This is a genomic window from Micromonospora musae, assembly GCF_003626635.1.
Taxonomy (GTDB): domain Bacteria; phylum Actinomycetota; class Actinomycetes; order Mycobacteriales; family Micromonosporaceae; genus Micromonospora; species Micromonospora musae.
The window spans coordinates 1-18,954 of record NZ_RAZT01000016.1 but is presented as its reverse complement, the minus strand read 5'-3'; the positions used below and the strand labels follow the sequence as shown (position 1 = coordinate 18,954).

General features: G+C 73.2%; 13 protein-coding genes and 1 rRNA gene. 3 read left to right on the top strand and 11 right to left on the bottom strand.

All coding sequences use genetic code 11. From position 1 onward, the window contains the following. Positions 1-145: 145 nt before the first annotated feature. From D7044_RS26600 to D7044_RS26585, 4 genes are all read right to left on the bottom strand, one after another. Positions 146-625, bottom strand: a complete 480-nt coding sequence (locus D7044_RS26600; protein ID WP_120690521.1) for a hypothetical protein — start codon at positions 623-625, stop codon at positions 146-148. A gap of 109 nt (positions 626-734) precedes the next feature. Beyond that, positions 735-3,806, bottom strand: a complete 3,072-nt coding sequence (locus D7044_RS26595; RefSeq protein WP_120690520.1) for an Rne/Rng family ribonuclease — start codon at positions 3,804-3,806, stop codon at positions 735-737. Between the two features lie 130 nt (positions 3,807-3,936). Beyond that, positions 3,937-4,656, bottom strand: coding sequence for a TIGR03936 family radical SAM-associated protein (locus D7044_RS26590; RefSeq protein ID WP_120678845.1), 720 nt, complete (start codon positions 4,654-4,656; stop codon positions 3,937-3,939). Between the two features lie 145 nt (positions 4,657-4,801). Next, entirely contained in the window at positions 4,802-6,787 is a 1,986-nt protein-coding gene (locus D7044_RS26585; RefSeq protein WP_120678975.1) for a TIGR03960 family B12-binding radical SAM protein, read from the bottom strand. Between the two features lie 187 nt (positions 6,788-6,974). Here D7044_RS26585 and D7044_RS33130 point away from each other — a divergent pair, with 187 nt between their 5' ends. After that, a complete protein-coding gene (locus D7044_RS33130) occupies positions 6,975-8,663 on the top strand; it encodes a hypothetical protein (RefSeq protein ID WP_411711002.1) in 1,689 nt (562 codons plus the stop codon). 97 nt (positions 8,664-8,760) lie between these two features. Here the strand turns inward: D7044_RS33130 and D7044_RS26570 are convergent, their stop codons facing one another. The 3 genes from D7044_RS26570 to ndk form a co-directional block, all read right to left on the bottom strand. Further along, complete coding sequence (locus D7044_RS26570) at positions 8,761-9,459, bottom strand: lysophospholipid acyltransferase family protein (RefSeq protein ID WP_120678847.1); 699 nt, start codon at positions 9,457-9,459, stop codon at positions 8,761-8,763. A 279-nt stretch (positions 9,460-9,738) separates the two neighbouring features. Beyond that, entirely contained in the window at positions 9,739-11,295 is a 1,557-nt protein-coding gene (locus D7044_RS26565; RefSeq protein WP_120690519.1) for an alkaline phosphatase D family protein, read from the bottom strand. Positions 11,296-11,661: 366 nt separating this feature from the next. Then, positions 11,662-12,087, bottom strand: coding sequence for a nucleoside-diphosphate kinase (gene ndk, locus D7044_RS26560; protein ID WP_120678851.1), 426 nt, complete (start codon positions 12,085-12,087; stop codon positions 11,662-11,664). A 143-nt stretch (positions 12,088-12,230) separates the two neighbouring features. On the opposite strand from ndk, the gene D7044_RS26555 reads away from it, so the two are divergent. After that, positions 12,231-13,562 (top strand): VOC family protein, encoded by a 1,332-nt coding sequence (locus tag D7044_RS26555; RefSeq protein ID WP_120690518.1) that lies wholly within the window; start codon positions 12,231-12,233, stop codon positions 13,560-13,562. Positions 13,563-13,679: 117 nt separating this feature from the next. Here D7044_RS26555 and D7044_RS26550 read toward each other — a convergent pair whose 3' ends face one another. From D7044_RS26550 to D7044_RS26540, 3 genes are read right to left on the bottom strand one after another with little or no spacing between them, the layout of a single operon-like run. Next, the gene (locus tag D7044_RS26550) at positions 13,680-14,039 is read right to left on the bottom strand and encodes a DUF4233 domain-containing protein (RefSeq protein ID WP_120678855.1); all 360 of its coding nucleotides are present in this window, start codon (positions 14,037-14,039) and stop codon (positions 13,680-13,682) included. Continuing rightward, positions 14,036-15,370: a bifunctional folylpolyglutamate synthase/dihydrofolate synthase gene (locus D7044_RS26545; RefSeq protein ID WP_120678857.1), complete on the bottom strand. Its 1,335-nt coding sequence runs from the start codon at positions 15,368-15,370 to the stop codon at positions 14,036-14,038. Before D7044_RS26545 ends, D7044_RS26550 begins: the two co-directional genes overlap by 4 nt. Continuing rightward, positions 15,367-17,985 (bottom strand): valine--tRNA ligase, encoded by a 2,619-nt coding sequence (locus D7044_RS26540; RefSeq protein ID WP_120678859.1) that lies wholly within the window; start codon positions 17,983-17,985, stop codon positions 15,367-15,369. Before D7044_RS26540 ends, D7044_RS26545 begins: the two co-directional genes overlap by 4 nt. A gap of 70 nt (positions 17,986-18,055) precedes the next feature. On the opposite strand from D7044_RS26540, the gene D7044_RS26535 reads away from it, so the two are divergent. After that, a complete protein-coding gene (locus D7044_RS26535) occupies positions 18,056-18,739 on the top strand; it encodes a hypothetical protein (protein ID WP_120690517.1) in 684 nt (227 codons plus the stop codon). 138 nt (positions 18,740-18,877) lie between these two features. On the opposite strand, the gene rrf is transcribed toward D7044_RS26535, so the two are convergent. Beyond that, positions 18,878-18,954 (bottom strand): 5S ribosomal RNA (rrf, locus tag D7044_RS33645); the annotation flags it as partial.

Genomic DNA, 18,954 nt, shown 5'->3' with positions numbered 1-18,954 from the left:
TTGAGGCTGCTGGTGGTCGTCCCCGCGGCGGCTCGCCGGGTAGCAGTGGCACGGCGGCGCGGGCACGCGGGAACTCGGCACACAAGAGTGCGCCGCAGGTCAGCGTACGCCATGTCCGCCCCGCAGCCCAAACCGCCCCGGCGGATCAGCGTGGGCAGAGCCGATCGAGGCGCTGCCGGAGGCGGTCCAGCCCGGTCTCGTCGAACCCGCCCACGTCGGCGACCATCCCCGCCACCTCGGCGCCCAGGTCGTCGAGGAGCGCGCCCAACTGCGGGTCGGCGGCTCGGGTCGACTGCTCACGCAGCACCGCACGCCAGCCGGCGAGGGCGTCCCCGGCACGCCGGCGGGCCGTCTCGGCCGCCGTGGCGTCGCCGGCGCCGGTCGCCGCGACCATCCGGCCCAACTCCTCGTCGTACGTCCGGACCGCGACCTCGCCGGCCCGCCGGACCGCTGCGCACACCGCCGGAGTGTTCCCGCCGGTCGGAGCGCCGCCCCCCGCCGTCGCGGCGGCGGTCGCCCCCGGACCGGCGGGGCTGCTCGGCGCGGCGGCGGGCCGCTCGGAGGTACAGGCGACGGCCGGCCAGAGGCCCGCGACCAGCACGACCACCACGAGCACCCGACGCATCCGCGGTCCTCTCGCCCGGTGGGCCCCGCCGGGAACGAGCCGGGCCCCCACCGGCCTCATGCTGCCGGAGTGGGGGCCCTGCCGTCCACGCGTGGATCGACCGGTCAGGTCACGGGCGGGTACGCCGCCGGGCACCGCCGCGCCGGGAGCGACGCCGGGTGGTGCTCTCCTCGTCGCCCTCCTCGGAGAGCGCGTCCGGATCGTCGGCCCCGGCCAGCCGGGCCGAGTCGCCCTCCTGGCTGTCGGCCACCGCCGGGGCGGCCTCGGTCGCCGTCTCGTAACGGGAGAGGTCGTAGCCCATCGTGTCGTAGTACTCGGTGTCGCGCCCCGCGGTCGTGTCGGCGCCGGTGACGGCGGCCGTGCGGGTGGTGGCGTCCACCTCGGTGGTGGCGGCGCCGGGATCGGTCTCGGTGACCTCGGCCACCGCGCGCTCCACCGGGGCCGCCGACTTGCGCGCCCGACGGCGGGTCGCGCCACCCGACTCGGCGGGCGGGGTGACGACCGCGGAGGCCACCGCCTTGACCTTCTCCCCCGCCCCACCGGTGCGCGGCTTCTCCGGCACCGGCTCGGTGTGGATGATCACGCCGCGGCCCTTGCAGCACTCGCAGGTCTCGCTGAACGCCTCCAACAGCCCCGCGCCGATCCGCTTACGGGTCATCTGCACCAGACCGAGCGAAGTGATCTCGGTTACCTGGTGCTTGGTGCGGTCCCGGCCCAGGCACTCGGTCAGCCGGCGCAGCACCAGCTCCCGGTTCGACTCCAGCACCATGTCGATGAAGTCGATCACGACGATGCCGCCCAGGTCACGCAGCCGGAGCTGGCGCACGATCTCCTCGGCCGCCTCCAGGTTGTTGCGGGTGACCGTCTCCTCCAGGTTGCCCCCGGAGCCGGTGTACTTGCCGGTGTTGACGTCGATGACGGTCATCGCCTCGGTGCGGTCGATCACCAGCGAACCGCCCGAAGGAAGGAAGACCTTGCGGTCCAGACCCTTCAGGATCTGCTCGTCGATCCGGTACTCGGCGAAGACGTCCGTGGTGCCGGCGTGCCGGCGCAGCCGGGGGACCAGGTCCGGCGAGACGTGCGACAGGTACGACTCGACCACGTCGTACGCCTCGTCGCCCTCGATGACCAGCTCGCGGAAGTCCTCGTTGAACAGGTCCCGGACCACCCGGATGACCAGGTCGGGCTCCTCGTAGAGCAGCACCGGGGCGCCGCCCTCGGCCGCCTTGGCCTGGATGTCCTCCCACTGCGCCTGGAGCCGCTTGACGTCCCGGGCCAGCTCGTCCTCGCTGGCGCCCTCGGCGGCGGTACGGACGATCACGCCCGCGCCGTCCGGGACCAGCTTCTTCAGCACGTCCCGCAGCCGCTTGCGCTCGGTGTCCGGCAGCTTCCGGCTGATCCCGGACGCGTTGCCGTTCGGCACGTAGACCAGGTGCCGGCCGGAGAGCGCGATGTGGCTGGTGAGCCGCGCCCCCTTGTGCCCGATCGGGTCCTTGGTGACCTGCACGAGCACCGAGTCGCCGGACTTGAGCGCCTGCTCGATCGAGCGGGCCCGCCCCTCGAGGCCAGTGGTGTCCCAGTTGACCTCGCCGGCGTAGAGCACCGCGTTGCGGCCCCGGCCGACGTCGACGAAGGCCGCCTCCATGCTCGGCAGGACGTTCTGCACCTTGCCCAGGTAGACGTTGCCGGCCATGGTGCCCGACGAGTTGCGCGTGACGTAGTGCTCGACCAGGACGCCGTCCTCGAGCACCGCGATCTGGGTGCGGTCGCCGCGCTGGCGTACCGCCATCACCCGGTCCACCGCCTCCCGGCGGGCCAGGAACTCCGACTCGCTGAGGATCGGCGGCCGGGTACGCCGCTGCTCCCGACCGTCGCGGCGGCGCTGCCGCTTCGCCTCCAGCCGGGTGGAGCCGGAGACGCCCTGGACCTCGTCCACGCTCCGGCGCGGCTCACGGATCTTGACCACGGTCGGGACGCCGTCGTCCGCGCCCGCCTCCACGTCACCGGCACCGCGACGACGACGGCGGCGACGACGACGGGTCATCCCGTCCCCGCCCTCGGCCTCGTCCTCCTCGTCGGCCTCCTCGGCCTCGGACTCGGCCTCGACCTCGGCCTGCGCCGCCTCCTCGGCCTCGTCCTCGTCGGCCTCGTCGGCGCCGCCCTTGCCCCGGCCACGACCCCGACGGCCGCGCCGACGCCGGCGCCGGGCGGCGAGGGTGTCGTCCTCGTCCTCCTCGACCTCGGCGGCCTCCTCGGCCTCGGTGATCTCCTCGGTCGGCTCCTGCTCCGCCTCGGCCGCCTCCACCAGCTCGGCCTCGCGGCGGCCACGCCGACGGCGGCGGGCCGGCTCGGCCGGCTCGGCCGCCTCCTCGGCGGCCGGCGGCTCGGCGGGCGCGGGCTCGGGTGCCCGGACGATCGGCTCCGACTCCGGCTGCGGGGCCATGAACAGCACGGTGGGCGCGGCGAGCGCGGCCCGCCGACGGCGACCACGCGGCAGCTCCTCCGCCCCGGCAGCCTCGGTGAGCTGTTCCTGGGCGGGCGACACGGCGACCCCGGGCGAGACGTCGCCGGACTGCGCCTCGGTGCCGGTGTCGGGCCCGGGCTGCTCCGCGTCCGCCGTCCGCGCCTCGCCGGTCTCCCCCGGCTCCTCGCTCGTCGCGGTCGCCGGCTCCTCGGCCGGCGGCTCCGCCACGGGCTCGGCCGGCGTCGCCGCGGCCGGCTCGACCGCCGGTGTGGCCTTCCGCCGACGGGTACGGGTGACCTTGACCGGCGGGACGAGCTCCGCGGAGCCCTCCTCGACGGCCTCCGCGACCAACGGCTCCTCGACCGCCTTCGCGGCGGTGGCCTTGCGGCGTCGGCGCGGCGTCTTCGGGGCGATGTCGGAGTCACCGGAGATGGGCGCGAGGACCTCCGCCTGCGGAGACTCGGCGCTGCCCACGCTGGTGGTGGACGCCGCCACGGGCGCGTCGGCCTGCTCCGGCTCGGTCACCGGCTTGGCGCGCCGCCGGGTGGTACGCCGCCGGACCGGCGCGGCCTCGGCGGCGCCGGACTCCTCGGCGCCCTCCGCGCCGACGCGGCTCTCCGCGCCGCCAACGTCGACGGCGTCGTGCTGCTGATCGGCGGTGTCGCCGGCCGGCTGTGAACCGGTCCGTTCGCCGCCCTCGGGCTCGTTCTCGAGCATGGACGTTCTCCAGTTCTGGCTACCCCGGGCGCGGGTGAGCGCTGCCACGCAGGGTCGCCGCAAAAGGTGTTCCGCCGGTGCGCAAGGTGCGCGACCGCCGAAGTCTGCCTACTCGAACACCGACCGTCGGTCAGTGTTCGCCGATGGTTGCCCCGTCGCGGTCCGCATCCAACGGATCCACGATCTCGCCCTGCGCGGTCAGCGTGCCCTGAGCCAGCCGGGTCACTCTCGGCGGAACCGGCGGCTCCAGGCCGGCCACCACGCGGAGGCCGGAAAGGACGTCATCGGGTCGTACGGACGGGGTGACCTGCCGCACGACCACTTCGAGTATCGCACACGGTACGGCCGGTGCCCCGGAAGGCGTCTCCGACGGCGAGAGCACATCGATGCCGATGACGGCGGCGCGGCTGTCGAAGGTGCGCCGCCCCTGCTTGGTCATCCGCTCGACCTGGATCTCCTCGGCGGCCGTGAAGGCCCGCACCGCCGGCTCCACCGTCGCCGGGTCGACCTCGGGCAGCTCGATCCGCCACCGGGACGCCTCGATCCGGTCGGCGAGGCTCCCGCCGCCGGCCACCACGGCGTCGAGCACGTCGAGGCCGGGCGAGAGCGCCGCGTCCAGGGCCACGCGCAGCTGCTCCGGATCGACCGGCTCGCGCAGGCCGATCTCCAGGTACTCCGCCTCACTGCCCACGCCGGTGGGCGCGGCGGAGGCGTAGGAGATCTTCGGGTGCGGGGTGAAGCCCTGGGAGAAGGCGATCGGTACGCCGGCCCGGCGCAGCGCGCGCTCGAAGGCCCGGGCGAAGTCCCGGTGCGAGGTGAACCGGAGCGGTCCACGCTTGGCGTACCGGATCCGGACCCGCTGGACGACGGGTGCCTGGCCGCCCTCGGGTTGAGGCTTTCTGGCGATCGTGAGCTCCTCGGGGGTACCTGCGTCTCCGCCCCATCCTGGCGCAGCGCTCTGGGCGGTACGCGGCCGGGGCGGAGACGTCTCGACGCTACTGCTCGGCGCCGGCGGGCAGCTTCAGTCCGTTGACCGGGGTGAGCGGGAGCAGTTTCTTACCGGTTGGCCCGATCTGGATCTCGGTGTCCATCGCGGGGCACACGCCGCAGTCGAAGCACGGCGTCCACCGGCAGTCGTCCTGCTCGTACTCGCCCAGCGAGTCCTGCCAGTCCTGCCAGAGCCAGTCCTTGTCGAGCCCGGAGTCGAGGTGGTCCCACGGGAGCACCTCGAGCTCGTCGCGCTCGCGGGTGGTGTACCAGTCCAGGTCGACGCCGAACCCCGGCAGCACCTCGGCCGCCGCGTCCACCCACCGCTGGTAGGAGAAGTGCTCGCTCCACCCGTCGAACCGACCGCCGTTCTCCCACACCCGGTGGATCACCGCGCCGACCCGGCGGTCACCGCGGCTGAGCAGGCCCTCGATCAGCGACGGCTCGCCGTCGTGGTAGCGGAAGCCGATGGCGCGGCCGAGTGACCGGTCGGCGTTGATCGCCTGCTTGAGCAGCCGGAGCCGGCCGTCGATCACCTCGGGCCGCTCCATCGCCGCCCACTGGAAGGGGGTGTGCGGCTTCGGCACGAACCCACCGATGGAGACCGTGCAGCGGATGTCCTTCGAACCGGTCGCCGCGCGGCCGGCCCGAATGACCTCGTGCGCCATCTCGGCGATCTCGAGGACGTCGTCGTCGGTCTCGGTGGGCAGGCCGCACATGAAGTAGAGCTTCACCTGCCGCCAGCCGTTGGTGTACGCGGTGACGACGGTGCGGATGAGGTCGTCCTTCGACACCATCTTGTTGATCACCTTGCGGATCCGCTCCGACCCGCCCTCGGGGGCGAAGGTCAGACCGGTCCGGCGACCGTTGCGGGACAGCTCCTGGGCCAGGTCGATGTTGAACGCGTCCACCCGGGTGGAGGGCAGCGAGAGCGAGACGTTGGTGCCCTCGTACTGCTGGGCGAGGCCGGAGCACATGTCGCCGATCTCGGAGTGGTCGGCGGAGGAGAGGGAGAGCAGGCCCACCTCGTGGAAGCCGGAGAACTCCAGGCCCTCCCGCACCATCTGTCCCACGGTGGTGATGGAGCGTTCCCGTACCGGTCGGGTGATCATGCCGGCCTGGCAGAACCGGCAACCGCGGGTGCAGCCCCGGAAGATCTCCACCGCGTACCGCTCGTGCACCGTCTCGGCGAGCGGCACCAGCGGCTTCTTCGGGTACGGCCAGGCGTCCAGATCCATCGTCGTGCGCTTGTGCACCCGGAACGGCACGTCCGCCCGGTTCGGCACGACCCGCTGGATCCGGCCGTCGGGCAGGTAGTCCACGTCGTAGAAGCGCGGCACGTACACGCTCTCGGTGCGGGCGAGCCGCAGCAGCAGCTCGTCACGCCCACCCGGGCAGCCCTCCGCCTTCCACTCCCGGACGATCGCGGTGATCTCCAGCACCGCCTCCTCGCCGTCACCGAGTACGGCGGCGTCGACGAAGTCGGCGATCGGCTCCGGGTTGAACGCGGCGTGCCCGCCCGCCAGCACCACCGGGTCGGCCTCGGTGCGGTCGGCGGCGAGCATCGGGATGCCGGCCAGGTCGATGGCGGTGAGCAGATTCGTGTAACCCAGCTCGGTGGCGAAGGAGACGCCGAAGACGTCGAAATCGCGTACCGACCGGTGCGCGTCGACGGTGAACTGCGGCACGCCGTGCGTGCGCATCAGCTTCTCCAGGTCGGGCCAGACCGCGTACGTCCGCTCGGCCAGCACGTCGGGCAGCTCGTTGAGCACCTCGTAGAGGATCTGCACACCCTGGTTGGGCAGACCCACCTCGTACGCGTCCGGGTACATCAGCGCCCAGCGCACCACCGCGGCGTCCCAGTCCTTGACCACCGCCCCCAGCTCACCACCGACGTACTGGATGGGCTTCGTCACCTGGGGCAGCAGCGGCTCCAACCGGGGCCAAACAGAGTTGGCCGCGACCGGGCGCGGCGTCGTGGACTGGACGCTCATGATGCCCAAGGGTACGCGCCCGCCCCGCGCGGCCACGCGCGCGGCGGTGACACGCCGTCACGGTCGTCGTCGACCCGCCCACCTCCGCCCTCGTCGACCGGGAGCATCGCCCCGCACGCGGTGGCCCGACTCCCCGCTCGTGGCGCATCGGTACTAACCTCGGTTCGGCGCGAGAGGAGATTGCCGGATGCCGGAGCCGCAGCCGGAAGCGGACCGACCGGCCCACGAGACGCCCCCGAGCCCGGGGCCGCACCGTGAATCGGCCGCCCCCGGGCAGCAGCAGCCCACCTCCTCCCCCGAACCATCGGAGGCCGCCACCGTGGATCCGACGGCGCCGTCCGACGCCGCGCTCCCCGCCGACGCCGCGCTCCCCGCCGACGCGGACACGACTGCCACCACCGGGCCGGCCGACCGGCCTGTCGACGGCTCCGCACCCGACGAGGTCGCACCGGCGCAGCGGAGCGAGCGCCGGCCCGACGAACCGACCCGGACGGATCGACAGGCGGGCACCGACCCGACGGAGCCCGCTCCGACCGATCGGCTCGAGGGCACCCGCCGTCTCGACGAACCGACAGTGACCGACGACCGTGCGGGCACCGAACCGGCCGGCCCCGACGGCACCCGCCACCTCGGCGAGGCCGCTCCGGCACCCGGGGACGAGTCGCGGGCCGACGGCCCCTCCGGCACCCGGCAGCTGCCCGTCGGCGAGGCCGCTCCGGCACCCCGGGACGAGCCACGGGCCGACGGCCCCTCCGGCACCCGGCAGCTGCCCGTCGGCGAGGCGCCCGATCCGGCACCCCGGTGGAGCGGCTCCGCCCCGGTGCCGCCACCGCCGCCCCGGCGGCGCGCCTGGGGCGAGTCGGCCGAGCCGACCCCCGCGCCGCCGCCACCCGAGCCGCCCGAGCACCGGGTGCCGGTCGATCCGTGGGCCGGAGTGGACACCGGCGGTTGGGAGCTGCCCTCCGGCGAACTGCCGCCGCTGCCGCCCCTGCCGCCGACGCAGCCGTACCCGGCTCCCGCGCCGACCCGGCCCTACTCCGGTCCGCCGGTGCCGGTGTCGCCACCGCCGCAGCCGGTTCCGCAGCCGGCACCCCCGCCCGGCCACCCGCCGCCCGGCCATCCGCTGCCCCCGGCGCCGAACGCGCCGGCTCAGCAGCACACCGCCCGCCCACCGGCGCCGCCACCTGCCGCCGCATCGCGACCACTGCCGCCCCCACCCGCGCCGCCGAAGCAGCGCCGGTCGAAGCGACGCGACACCCCGCCACCGGCCGCGCCGCCGCCCGGCTGGCGAGCACCGAAGGGGTACGTCCCGGTCCCGGTCCGCAAGCGGCGCCGCTGGCCGTGGCTGCTGCTGCTCGCCCTGGCCTGCTGCTGCGGCTGTCCGGCGTACTACGGCCTGCCGATCTGGTCGCAGTACCCGGCCCACGCCGCGCTCCCGGCCCAGGTCTCCGACCTGTCGTTGCGCCAGGACGGCACCAGCACGCAGACCGCCCGGCAGCTGGAGACGGAGGTGCGCAAGGCGCACCTGCTGGCCGAGGACACCTTCGCCGGCGTCTACACGAACCCGGACGGCAAGCAGGTGACCGTCTTCGGCGGCACCGGTTTCCGGCTCGACCCGGAGTCGGCCGCCGACGAAGAGATCGCGCGGCTCGCGCAGCAGTACCAGCTCGGCTCCGCCGAGACCGTCGACACGGGGGTACGCGGCCGGCACCAGCGCTGCGCGGTGGGACGGGCCGACGGGGACGGCGTCGTGGTCTGCACGTCGGTCGACCACGGCAGTATCGCCACCGCAGTCTTCACCCGTCTCTCCCTGCAGGACAGCGCCGGTCTGCTCGACGAGCTGCGCGGCCGGATCGTGAGCCCGGACCGGAACTGAGCCGGCCCCCGCCCGGGCTGCCGGCTCAGGCCGGGCTGCCGGCTCAGGCCGGGCTGCCGGCTCAGGCCGGGCTGCCGGCTCAGGCCGGGCTGCCGGCTCAGGCCGGGTCGGGGCGGGGCTGATCCGGCTGGACGCGCAGCATCGGCGCGTACCGCGAGACGTACTCCTGGCCGGTGAGCTTCTGGATCTCGCTCATCACCTCGTCCGTCATGGCACGCAATGAGGCACTGTCGTTCGGACGCCCGGTGAAGTCCAAGGGCTTGCCGAACCGGATGGTGACCTTACCGGCGCCGGGACGCGGGATCCGGACCCCGACCGGCTGCACCTTCTCCGTACCGATCGTGCCGACCGGGATGATCGGTACTCCCGCACCCACGGCCAGCCGCACCGCGCCCGTGCGGCCCCGGTAGAGCCGACCGTCCGGCGACCGGGTCCCCTCCGGATAGACCACCACCAGCTCACCGGCCTTGAGCGCCGGGATCGCCGCGTCGAACGCGGACAGCGCGGCCCGTCCACCGGTCCGCTCGACCCGGATCGCACCGAGCCCGGTGAGCACGAACTTCGAGAACTTCCCCTTCACGCCGACGCCCTTGAAGTACTCGGACTTGGCCCAGAACGCCAGATGACGCGGCACCACCGAACCGAGGAAGAGCTCGTCGGCGACCGAGAGGTGGTTACCGGCGAAGATCGCTCCACCGGTCTCCGGCACGTGCTCCAACCCCTCCACGGTCGGACGGAACGCCAACCGCATCGCGGGCCCCACGGTGAGCTTGCCGATGGTGTAGAGCAGCGGCACTGGTCCTCCGACAGGTCGTGTACGTGCGGGCGGTGTCACGGTAGCGGACGTACCCCAGATCCCCGAACGGGTGGTGCTCCCCAGGTGCTCGGATGGGGACGGATCGCGGGGTGCGCGTACCTCATCTACCCGAAGCGCCGCCGGCGTCACCGGCGGACGGCGCCCCCGTCACTCGAAGGTGCCACCGAACCACCGGGCGTCGTACGGCCCGACGGTCGGATCCCCCGCAGCCGGCGGTGGCCCGGCGTCCCGGGCCACCGCCGTCGATCGTCGAGCGGATCAGCGCGTCGGGGCCGGGAGCGTCCGGCTCCAGAGCGAGACACCGTCACGGTCGCGCAGGTGGACCGTGAACGCGCCGGTGTCGCCGTCGACCTCCACCTCGCCGAAGTGCTGGAATCCCTCGGCCGGAGAGGCGTTCGCCCGCGGCGGGGCGTGCACGAACACGGCCTCCGGCCCGAACGTGCCGTCCAACGCGTTCGGTCCGAACGCGCCCGCGTGCGCCGGGCCGGAGACGAACTCCCAGAACGGGGTGAAGTCGCCGACCGCCGCCCGGGCCGGGTCGTAGTGGTGGGCGGCGCTGTAGTGGACGTCGGCGGTGAGGAAGACGATGCCGGTCACCCCGGCCCGGTGCGCGCTCCGCAGCACCTCGGCGAACTCCAGCTCCCGCCCGGCCGGCGCGCCCGGATCGCCCTGGGCCACACCCTCCTGGGTACCGGGCCCGTCCGGTACGACCACCCCGATCGGCAGGTCGGCGGCGATCACCTTCCAGGTCGCCCGGGACCGCTTCAGCTCACGGATCAGCCACTCGCGCTGCTCCCGGCCGAGCAGCCCCCGCTTCGGGTCGGCGTACGTGTTGCCGTCGTTCGGGTCCTTCCAGGTCCGCATGTCCAACACGAACACGTCCAGTCGCGACCCGTACGACAGCCGCCGGTAGAGGCGTCCGTCCAGCGGGGTGGGCACCCACTCGTGGAACGCCCGGCGGGCCCGGGTGGCGAGCACGTCCACCCGGCGCTCGGTGTACCGGTCGTCGGTCAGCACCTCACCCGGGTACCAGTTGTTGGTCACCTCGTGGTCGTCCCACTGGTTGACCTGCGGCACCTCGGCGACGAACCGACGCAGGTGCTCGTCGAGCAGGTTGTACGCGTACTGCCCCCGGTACTCGGTAAGCGTCTCGGCGACCTTGCTCTTCTCCGGGGTGACCAGGTTGCGCCAGATTCGGCCGTCCGGCAGGGTCACCGTCTCGCTGAGCGGGCCGTCGGCATAGACGGTGTCCCCGCTGCACAGGTAGAAGTCGGGGCGGGTGGCCCGCATCGCTCGGAAGATCGACAGGCCACCGAAGTCCGGTGCGATGCCCCAGCCCTGCCCGACGATGTCACCGGTCCAGACGAAGCGGACGTCCCGCCGGTCGTGCTCCCGGGCGGCGGTGGTCAGGGTTCCGGTCAGCGGCTCGCTGACCAGTCCGTGCCGGTCGAGGCTCTCCACCCGCACCCGGTAGTGCAGTCGCTCACCGGCAGGGAGCCCACGCAGCCGCACCTTGCCGGTGAGGTCGCCGGACGGGTCGAGCACGGGGCCGGTCAACCGTCGGGCGCCCCGGAAGTCGGGCCGGCGGCTCACCTCCACCAGCATCCGGCCCGGCCGGTCGGCGCGGGTCCACACCAGCGCCGAGTCGGCCGTCGCGTCGCCGCTCTGCACACCGTGTGTGAGCACCGGGCGGCCGGCCGGCCGCCACGCGGGTGCGGCCGTCGCGCCGGCCGCACCGAGCAGCCCGCCGCCGACCACTCCCGCGCCGGCCACCAAACCGGCCCGCAGTACCGCACGTCGATCAAGTTCGGTCATCGTTCCTCCCGGATCGGGGACTGATCCAGTCGGTGTACCGGCCGGACGTGTCCGGTTCCCGGGGCCCGAGTGACCGTGACCGGAACGGCGGCTGACGACCGGCGTCACAGCTGCCGCTGCCACAACCCTTCCGGCCCGCCCGTCCTACCGGCGGCGGAGACGAGAAAGCGCAGGTGGGCACGGGTTCGGACGCGCACCGGCGTCGCGGAACGACGAGTCGAGCCGACGGAGCTCGGCCGTGGCGCCGTGGCGGGGTGGCGCCGTGGCGGGGTGGCGCCGTGGCGGGGTGGCGCCGTGGCGGGGTGGCGCCGTGGCGGGCTCGGCAGCAGCGCCCGTGCGCGGCTGGGCCGAGCCCTTCGGGCTACGTCAGGCGAGCTCGGGGAACCAGAGCGCGATCTCGCGCTTCGCGCTGTCGACGGAGTCGGACGCGTGCGCCAGGTTCTCCCGGTTGGAGAGGGAGAAGTCGCCGCGGATGGTGCCCGCGGCCGCCCGCCGCCCGTCGGTCGCGCCGACCAGGTTGCGGACCACGTCGATGACCTGGTCGCCGGCGAGCACCAGGGCGACCAGCGGACCACCGGTCATGAAGGTCTTCAGCGGCGGGTAGAACGGCTTGTCCACGTGCTCGGCGTAGTGCTCGTCGGCCAGCGCGGCGTCCATGGTCCGGACGTCCATGACCTCGATCCGCAGTCCCTTGCGCTCGAAGCGCGAGATGATCTCACCGACCAGGCCACGGCGAACCGCGTCGGGCTTGATCAGTACGAGCGTGCGCTCCTCGGGGATGCTGCTGGACACGCTGAGTTCCTCCTGTGCGCGGAAGCGGGTCTGGCTGGGTACGGTCAGCCTAGCGACCCGGTCCCGGCGCCGGCGCGGCGGCTGGCCTTTCCCCCGGTGGCCGCTGCGGCCTAGCCTGGCCCTTGACCCCCGGGAGGTCCACTGTGGCGAATGGCGGGAGCCGGCCCATCGCACCGGTACGCAAGCTGATCGGCGCGGTGCTCGGCACCGTGGCGACCTTCGTGATGCTCTTCGGCCTCGGCATGACGAGCTGGCCCATCGTGGCGCTCGGCACCGCCCTCCTGGTGCTGGCGATCGCGCTGGCGACGGTACGCGCCGGTGGGCGCACCTGGGTGATCGGCGTGGGACACGTGCACAGCGCCACCGAGCCCCCCACCCAGTACGCGTTCGGCCGGTGCGAGCTGCAGCTGGTCATCGACGCGCCGGGACTGCCGCCCCGCAGCAAGAAGATCATCGAACCGCGGGTGCCGGTGGCCAAGTGGCCCTCGCTCGGGCAGACCCTGCCCATCCGGGTGGCGCTCGACGACCAGCGGCACGTGCGGGTGCTCTGGGACGAGGTGCCCACGCACGCGGAGACTGCGGCGGCCGCGGCCGACCTGCCGCCCGAGTACGCCGGCCCCGAGCCGGTGGACGAGGTGCTTATCGCCCAGGACGCCCCACCGTGGGCGGGACGCTCCGCCGACGACGACTTCCGCGACCCGCTCGGCGACCCGCTCGCCGGCGACCCGCTGCGCGACGAGCCGGGCGCCCCGCCGGAGGAGCGCGAGCCGGTCGTGGTGCACCAGCGTCCGGGCGGACCGGTCGTGCTGGAGGGCACGCTCGTCGAGCCGACGGCCAGCAATCCGCTCCCGCGCCGCGCCACCCCGGCACCGCGACCACCCGCCGAGGAGGACTTCGACACCGTCGCGCCGACGGCTGCCGCCCCCACCACCGTCCGCGAGGATCCGCTCGACCCGGTCGACCCCCTCGACCCGCTCGACCTGCCGCTGGACGAGCCGACCCCGGCTCGCGAGCCGCGCGACGAGCGGGTCACGCCGGCCGACCTGGACGAAGCGATCTTCGGCGCCGACCCGGTGGACGACCCCTCCGATCCGGCGGCGCCGATCAGCGGGATCGGGCTCACGGTGCTGGTCACCGACCTGTCCCGGTCGCTCGACTTCTATCGGGACGTACTCGGCTTCACCGAGGTCGACCAGGGCAGCGGCAACGCGTTGCTCGCCTCGGGCCCGACCCGGCTCGTGCTGCGCCAGGTGACCGAGGCCGCGCCGGTGAGCCGCCGGCTGGTGCACGTCAACCTGGAGGTGGACGACATCCAGGCGGCGTACGGGCGGCTGCGCGACTCCGGTGTGCGGTTCACCTACGCCCCCCGCGTGGTCAACCGGGGCACCAAGTTCGAGGTGTGGGCGGCGGCCTTCCGTGACCCCGACGGCCACGGCATCGCTCTCACCCAGCTGCGCGAACGCGCCGACGCTTGACCCCCGCCCCGCCCCGAGATGCCTCGTACACGGAAAGAGTGGCTGTTCCGCGCGGAACAGCCACTCTTTCCGTGAAAGCGTGCGCCGTCGTCGGGGCGGACGCCCGGCGCGGACGGGTCAGCCGAGGATGACCCGGCGCACGTGCAGGGCGTAGGCCCAGGCGAGGGCGAAGATGATGCCCAGCACCAGCAGCGACCAGTGCAGCAGACCGGAGAGCAGCAACAGCCCCTGCAGGGCGGTACCGGCGTGCCACGCCCACTGGCGACGCATCATGCCCGCGAGCGCCACCCCCACCAGCGCCAACGCCACCACCACGCCGATCGCGGTGCCGCTGAGGTCACCACCGACCACCCGGATCGGCTGGATGGCGAGCAGCAGCACGAACGCCTCGATGGCCAGCGTCGCGGCACCGAGGCTGCGGACCGACCGCTGCGGGTTACGCAGCCCCGAAGGGCGCGGCTGCTCGGGCCCGGTCATCGCTTCAGCAGCCGGCGGGCGTCGGCCACGGTCACCACCGATCCGGTGATCAACACACCCACCCCGCTCAGCTCCCCCGGCACGTCCTCCTCGGCCAGCGCCACCGCCGTCTCGATCGCGTCCGGCATCTCCTCGGCCACCTCGACCCGCTCGGGGCCGAACACCTCGGCCGCCAGCGCCGCCAACTCCCGCGGCGGCATCGCCCGGGGCGAGCTGTTGCCGGTCACCACCAACTGGTCGACCACCGGTTCCAGCAGCTCCAGCAGGGCCGGGGCGTCCTTGTCGCCGAGCACGCCGACGACCGCGACCAGCTTGCTGAACGCGAACTCCTCCTGCAGGGCGGTTACGGTGGCGGCCATTCCGTGCGGGTTGTGCGCGCCGTCGAGCAGGATCGTGGGAGCGCTGCGTACCCGCTCCAGCCGACCCGGTGAACTCGCCGCCGCGAAACCCTCCCGCACCGCGTCGATGTCGAGCTGCCGCCGGGCTCCGGCACCCAGGAAAGCCTCCACCGCGGCGAGCGCCACCGCCGCGTTCTGCGCCTGGTGAGCGCCGTGCAGCGGGACGAACACCTCCTCGTAGACGCCGCCGAGGCCCTGGAGGGTCAGCACCTGGCCGCCGACGGCGACCGCCCGGCGCAGCACGCCGAACTCCGAACCCTCCCGGGCGACGGTGGCCCCCACCTCGGCGCAGCGCTCCAGGATCGGCCGGGCGGCCTCCTCCTCCTGCGCCGCCGAGATGACGGTGGCGCCGGGGTGGATGATGCCCGCCTTGTGCAGCGCGATGTCCTCGATCGTGTCGCCGAGCCACTCGGTGTGGTCCAGGCCGATCGGGGTGATGACCGCTACGCCGGCCTGCAGCACGTTCGTCGAGTCCTCGGCCCCGCCGAGCCCCACCTCGACCACCGCGATGTCGACGGGCGCGTCGGCGAAGGTCGCGAAGGCCAGCGCCGTGGTCATGTCGAAGTAGGTGAGCGGCTCTGCCGAGCGCTCGTCCACCAGCCGGGCGAGCGGGGCCACCTCCCGGTAGGTGGCGACGAACCGCTCCTCGCTGACCGGCTCCCCGTCCAGGCTGATGCGCTCCCGGACGGTCTCCAGGTGCGGGCTGGTGTAGCGGCCGGTGTGCAGGCCGAACGCCCGCAGCAGGGAGTCGATCATCCGGGCCGTCGACGTCTTGCCGTTCGTTCCGGTCAGGTGAATCGACGGGTACGCCCGCTGAGGGCTGCCGAGCAGGTCGAGCAGGGACTCGATCCGGTCCAGCTCGAAGACCATGCGGGTGAAGCCCCGCTCGGCCAGCTCGGCCTCCACCTCGGCGAAGGCGTGGTGATCGGTCATGGGAGCAGCGCCTCCAACGCGGCGTCGACGCGGACCAGGTCCGCCTCGGCCGCCGCCAGTCGCTCACGGATCTTGGCGACCACGGGTTCCGGGGCCTTGCCGACGAACGCCGGGTTGTCGAGCTTCGCCCGCGCCTGCGCGACCTCCTTCTCGGCGGCCGCCCGGTCCTTGGTGAGGCGCGCCCGCTCGGCGGCGACGTCGATCGAGCCCCGGGTGTCCAGGGCCACGCTCACCTCGCCCGGCATGGCCAGCGTCGCGCTCGCCGTGAAGTCGTCACCGGCCGCGTCCAGCCGCGCCAGGGAGCGGATCAGCGGCTCGTGCGCGGCGATGCCCGCCGGCCCGAGACCGTCGAGCCGGGCGGCGACCCGCTGCGTCGGCTTCAGCCCCTGGTCGGAGCGGAACCGCCGCACCTCGGTCACCACCCGCTGCAGGGTGCCGACCTCCGCCTCCGCGGCGTCGTCGACGAGGGTACGGTCGGCCACCGGCCAGGCCGCGACCATCACGCTCTCGGCGCCGGTGAGCGCGGTCCACAGCTCGTCGGTGACGAACGGGATCACCGGGTGCAGCAGCCGCAGCAGCTGGTCCAGCACGTGTCCGAGCACCCGACGGGAGACCGCGGCGGCCGGTCCGTCCTCGGCGAGCACCGGCTTGCTCAGCTCGACGTACCAGTCGCAGACGTCGTCCCACGCAAAGTGGTAGAGCAGGTCGCAGACCTTCGCGAACTCGTACGCCTCGAACTGCTCGTCGACCTCGGCGGTGACGTGCGCGAGCCGGGACACGATCCACCGGTCGACGGTGGAGAGCTGCTCGGCGGCCGGCAGCGGCCCGTCGGTGTGCGCGCCGTTCATCAGCGCGAAGCGGGTCGCGTTCCAGAGCTTGTTACAGAAGTTGCGGGAGCCCTGGCACCACTCCTCGCTGACCGGCACGTCCTGGCCCGGGTTGGCGCCGCGCGCCAGCGTGAACCGGGTGGCGTCGGCGCCGAACCGGTCGATCCAGTCCAGCGGGTCGACGACGTTGCCGAACGACTTGGACATCTTCTTGCCGTGCTCGTCGCGGACCATGCCGTGCAGGGCGACCACGTCGAACGGCTGCACCCCGTCCATCGCGTACAGGCCGAACATCATCATTCGGGCGACCCAGAAGAAGAGGATGTCGTACCCGGTGACCAGGACGCTGGTCGGATAGAACTTCGCCAGGTCCGGGGTCCGCTCCGGCCAGCCCAGCGTGGAGAAGGGCCAGAGGCCGCTGGAGAACCAGGTGTCGAGGACGTCCTCGTCCTGTCGCCAGCCCTCGCCGGTGGGCGGCTGCTCGTCCGGGCCGACGCAGACGATCTCGCCGTCCGGCCCGTACCAGACGGGGATGCGGTGGCCCCACCAGAGCTGGCGGGAGATGCACCAGTCGTGCATGTTGTCGACCCAGGCGAAGTAGCGCTTGGCCAGCTCGGCCGGCTCGATCTTCACCCGGCCGTCCCGGACCGCGTCGCCGGCGGCCTTGGCCAGCGGCGCCGTGTTCACGAACCACTGGAGCGACAGGCGCGGCTCGACGGTGGTCTTGCACCGCGAGCAGTGCCCGACCGCGTGCACGTACGGCCGCTTCTCGCTGACGATCAGGCCCTGTTCACGCAGCGCCGCGACGATCGCCGGGCGGGCCTCGTAGCGGTCCAGCCCCTGGAACGGGCCGTGCGCGGTGATGATGCCCCGCTCGTCCATGATCGTCAGGGCGGGCAGGTCGTGCCGCTGGCCGATCTCGAAGTCGTTCGGGTCGTGCGCCGGGGTCACCTTGACCATGCCGGTGCCGAAGCTCGGGTCGACGTGCTCGTCGGCGACGATCGGGATCCGCCGGTCGGTGAGCGGCACGGGCACCTCGGTGCCGATCAGGTGCTTGTACCGCTCGTCGTCCGGGTGCACGGCGACCGCGGTGTCACCGAGCATCGTCTCGGCCCGCGTGGTGGCCACGACCACGTCGTCGCTGTAGCGGATCGAGACCAGCTCACCCTCGTCGTCGGTGTGCTCCACCTCGATGTCGGAGAGCGCGGTGAGGCAGCGCGGGCACCAGTTGATGATCCGGTTCGCCCGGTAGATGAGGCCGTCGTCGAAGAGCTTCTTGAACATGGTCTGGACGGCCCGGGACAGCCCGGCATCCATGGTGAAGCGCTCCCGGTCCCAGTCGACCGCGTCGCCGAGGCGCCGCATCTGGCCCAGGATCGCACCGCCGGACTCGGCCTTCCACTGCCAGACCCGCTCGACGAACTTCTCCCGACCCAGGTCGTGCCGGGAGAGCCCCTCGGTGGCGAGCTGCCGCTCGACCAGGTTCTGGGTGGCGATGCCGGCGTGATCCATGCCGGGCAGCCAGAGCGCCTCGAAGCCCTGCATCCGCTTGCGCCGGTTGAGCGAGTCCATGAGGGTGTGCTCGAACGCGTGCCCCATGTGCAGCGAACCGGTCACGTTCGGCGGGGGGATGACGATCGTGAACGGGGGCTTGTCACTCTCCGCCGACGCCCGGAAGTGGCCGGCGGCTACCCACTGCTCGTACCGTCGCTGCTCTACCTCACCCGGCTGGTACTGGCCGGGCAGGGTGGGGGCGTCGGGGCGTCGGGCATCCAGTCTCTCGGTCACCCGAGAAAGTCTACGGAGGGCTTCGGCGGACCCGGCGTGCGCCACCTGCCATTCGCGTACGGTGTCGGCTATGTCCGACGCACATCTCACCGAGCGGCAGCTCTCCGACGGCCCGGAGCCCGTCGAGCTGACCGAGGAGCCCATCCAGCTGAGCAACCGGGACCCCGCCGCCGCCCCGGAGCGACGGGTGGGCTGGTCCCGCCGACGGCGGATCGTGTGGAGTGCGGCGCTCGTGGTGGGCCTGGCGGGAGCGGGCGTGCTCGGGGTTGCGGGCTGGCGGGTGGCTCAGGAGAAGGACACCAGGATCGCCTCGCCCGACCAGGTGGCCGGTCTCAGCAGGGACGACAGCGAGCGGGCCCGGAGCACGGCCGACTACCTGCGGAGCGGCTTCGCCGCGGACATCGAGCTCGACCGCAGCTTCGGCACCGTCTACCGGGACCCGACCGATGAGAAGCGGTCCGTACTGCTCTTCGGCGGCACGACCCTGCTGTGGCAGCCGGAGCGCGACCTGGACAGCCTCTTCGGCCTGATGGCCGACGAGACGGGCAAGGTGACGGGGCTACGCGAGGTGCCGGCCGGCGAGCTGGGTGGGGTCATGAAGTGTGGCACCACCAGCGGGGACGGCGGGGACTTCGCGGTTTGCGGATGGGCCGACCACGGCAGCGTGGTGCTGGGCATGTTCCCCGGCCGCTCGGTCGACGACGCGGGCCAGCTCTTCGGCGACATTCGGAACGTCATCCAGACCCGCGGCTGAACATCGCCGGCCCGTTCGTCGGCGGGCCGGCGCCATCCGCTCCTTCACCGGGGCCGGCGATGCCCGCGCCGTTTCTGAAGACAGCTGGAAACGCGTTCAGGGCCACCCCTGAAAGGGGTGACCCTGAACGGAAAGAATGTCCGGCGGTGTCCTACTCTCCCACACCCTCCCGAGTGCAGTACCATCGGCGCTGGAGGGCTTAGCTTCCGGGTTCG

Bases quoted from the DNA above. Each gene is read 5' to 3' on its own strand.
- D7044_RS26600 (WP_120690521.1), bottom strand. From the start codon at position 625: ATGCGTCGGGTGCTCGTGGTGGTCGTGCTGGTCGCGGGCCTCTGGCCG.
- D7044_RS26595 (WP_120690520.1), bottom strand. From the start codon at position 3,806: ATGCTCGAGAACGAGCCCGAGGGCGGCGAACGGACCGGTTCACAGCCG.
- D7044_RS26585 (WP_120678975.1), bottom strand. From the start codon at position 6,787: ATGAGCGTCCAGTCCACGACGCCGCGCCCGGTCGCGGCCAACTCTGTT.
- D7044_RS26535 (WP_120690517.1), top strand. From the start codon at position 18,056: ATGTCCGACGCACATCTCACCGAGCGGCAGCTCTCCGACGGCCCGGAG.
- D7044_RS26550 (WP_120678855.1), bottom strand. From the start codon at position 14,039: ATGACCGGGCCCGAGCAGCCGCGCCCTTCGGGGCTGCGTAACCCGCAG.
- D7044_RS26545 (WP_120678857.1), bottom strand. From the start codon at position 15,370: ATGACCGATCACCACGCCTTCGCCGAGGTGGAGGCCGAGCTGGCCGAG.
- D7044_RS33130 (WP_411711002.1), top strand. From the start codon at position 6,975: ATGCCGGAGCCGCAGCCGGAAGCGGACCGACCGGCCCACGAGACGCCC.
- D7044_RS26565 (WP_120690519.1), bottom strand. From the start codon at position 11,295: ATGACCGAACTTGATCGACGTGCGGTACTGCGGGCCGGTTTGGTGGCC.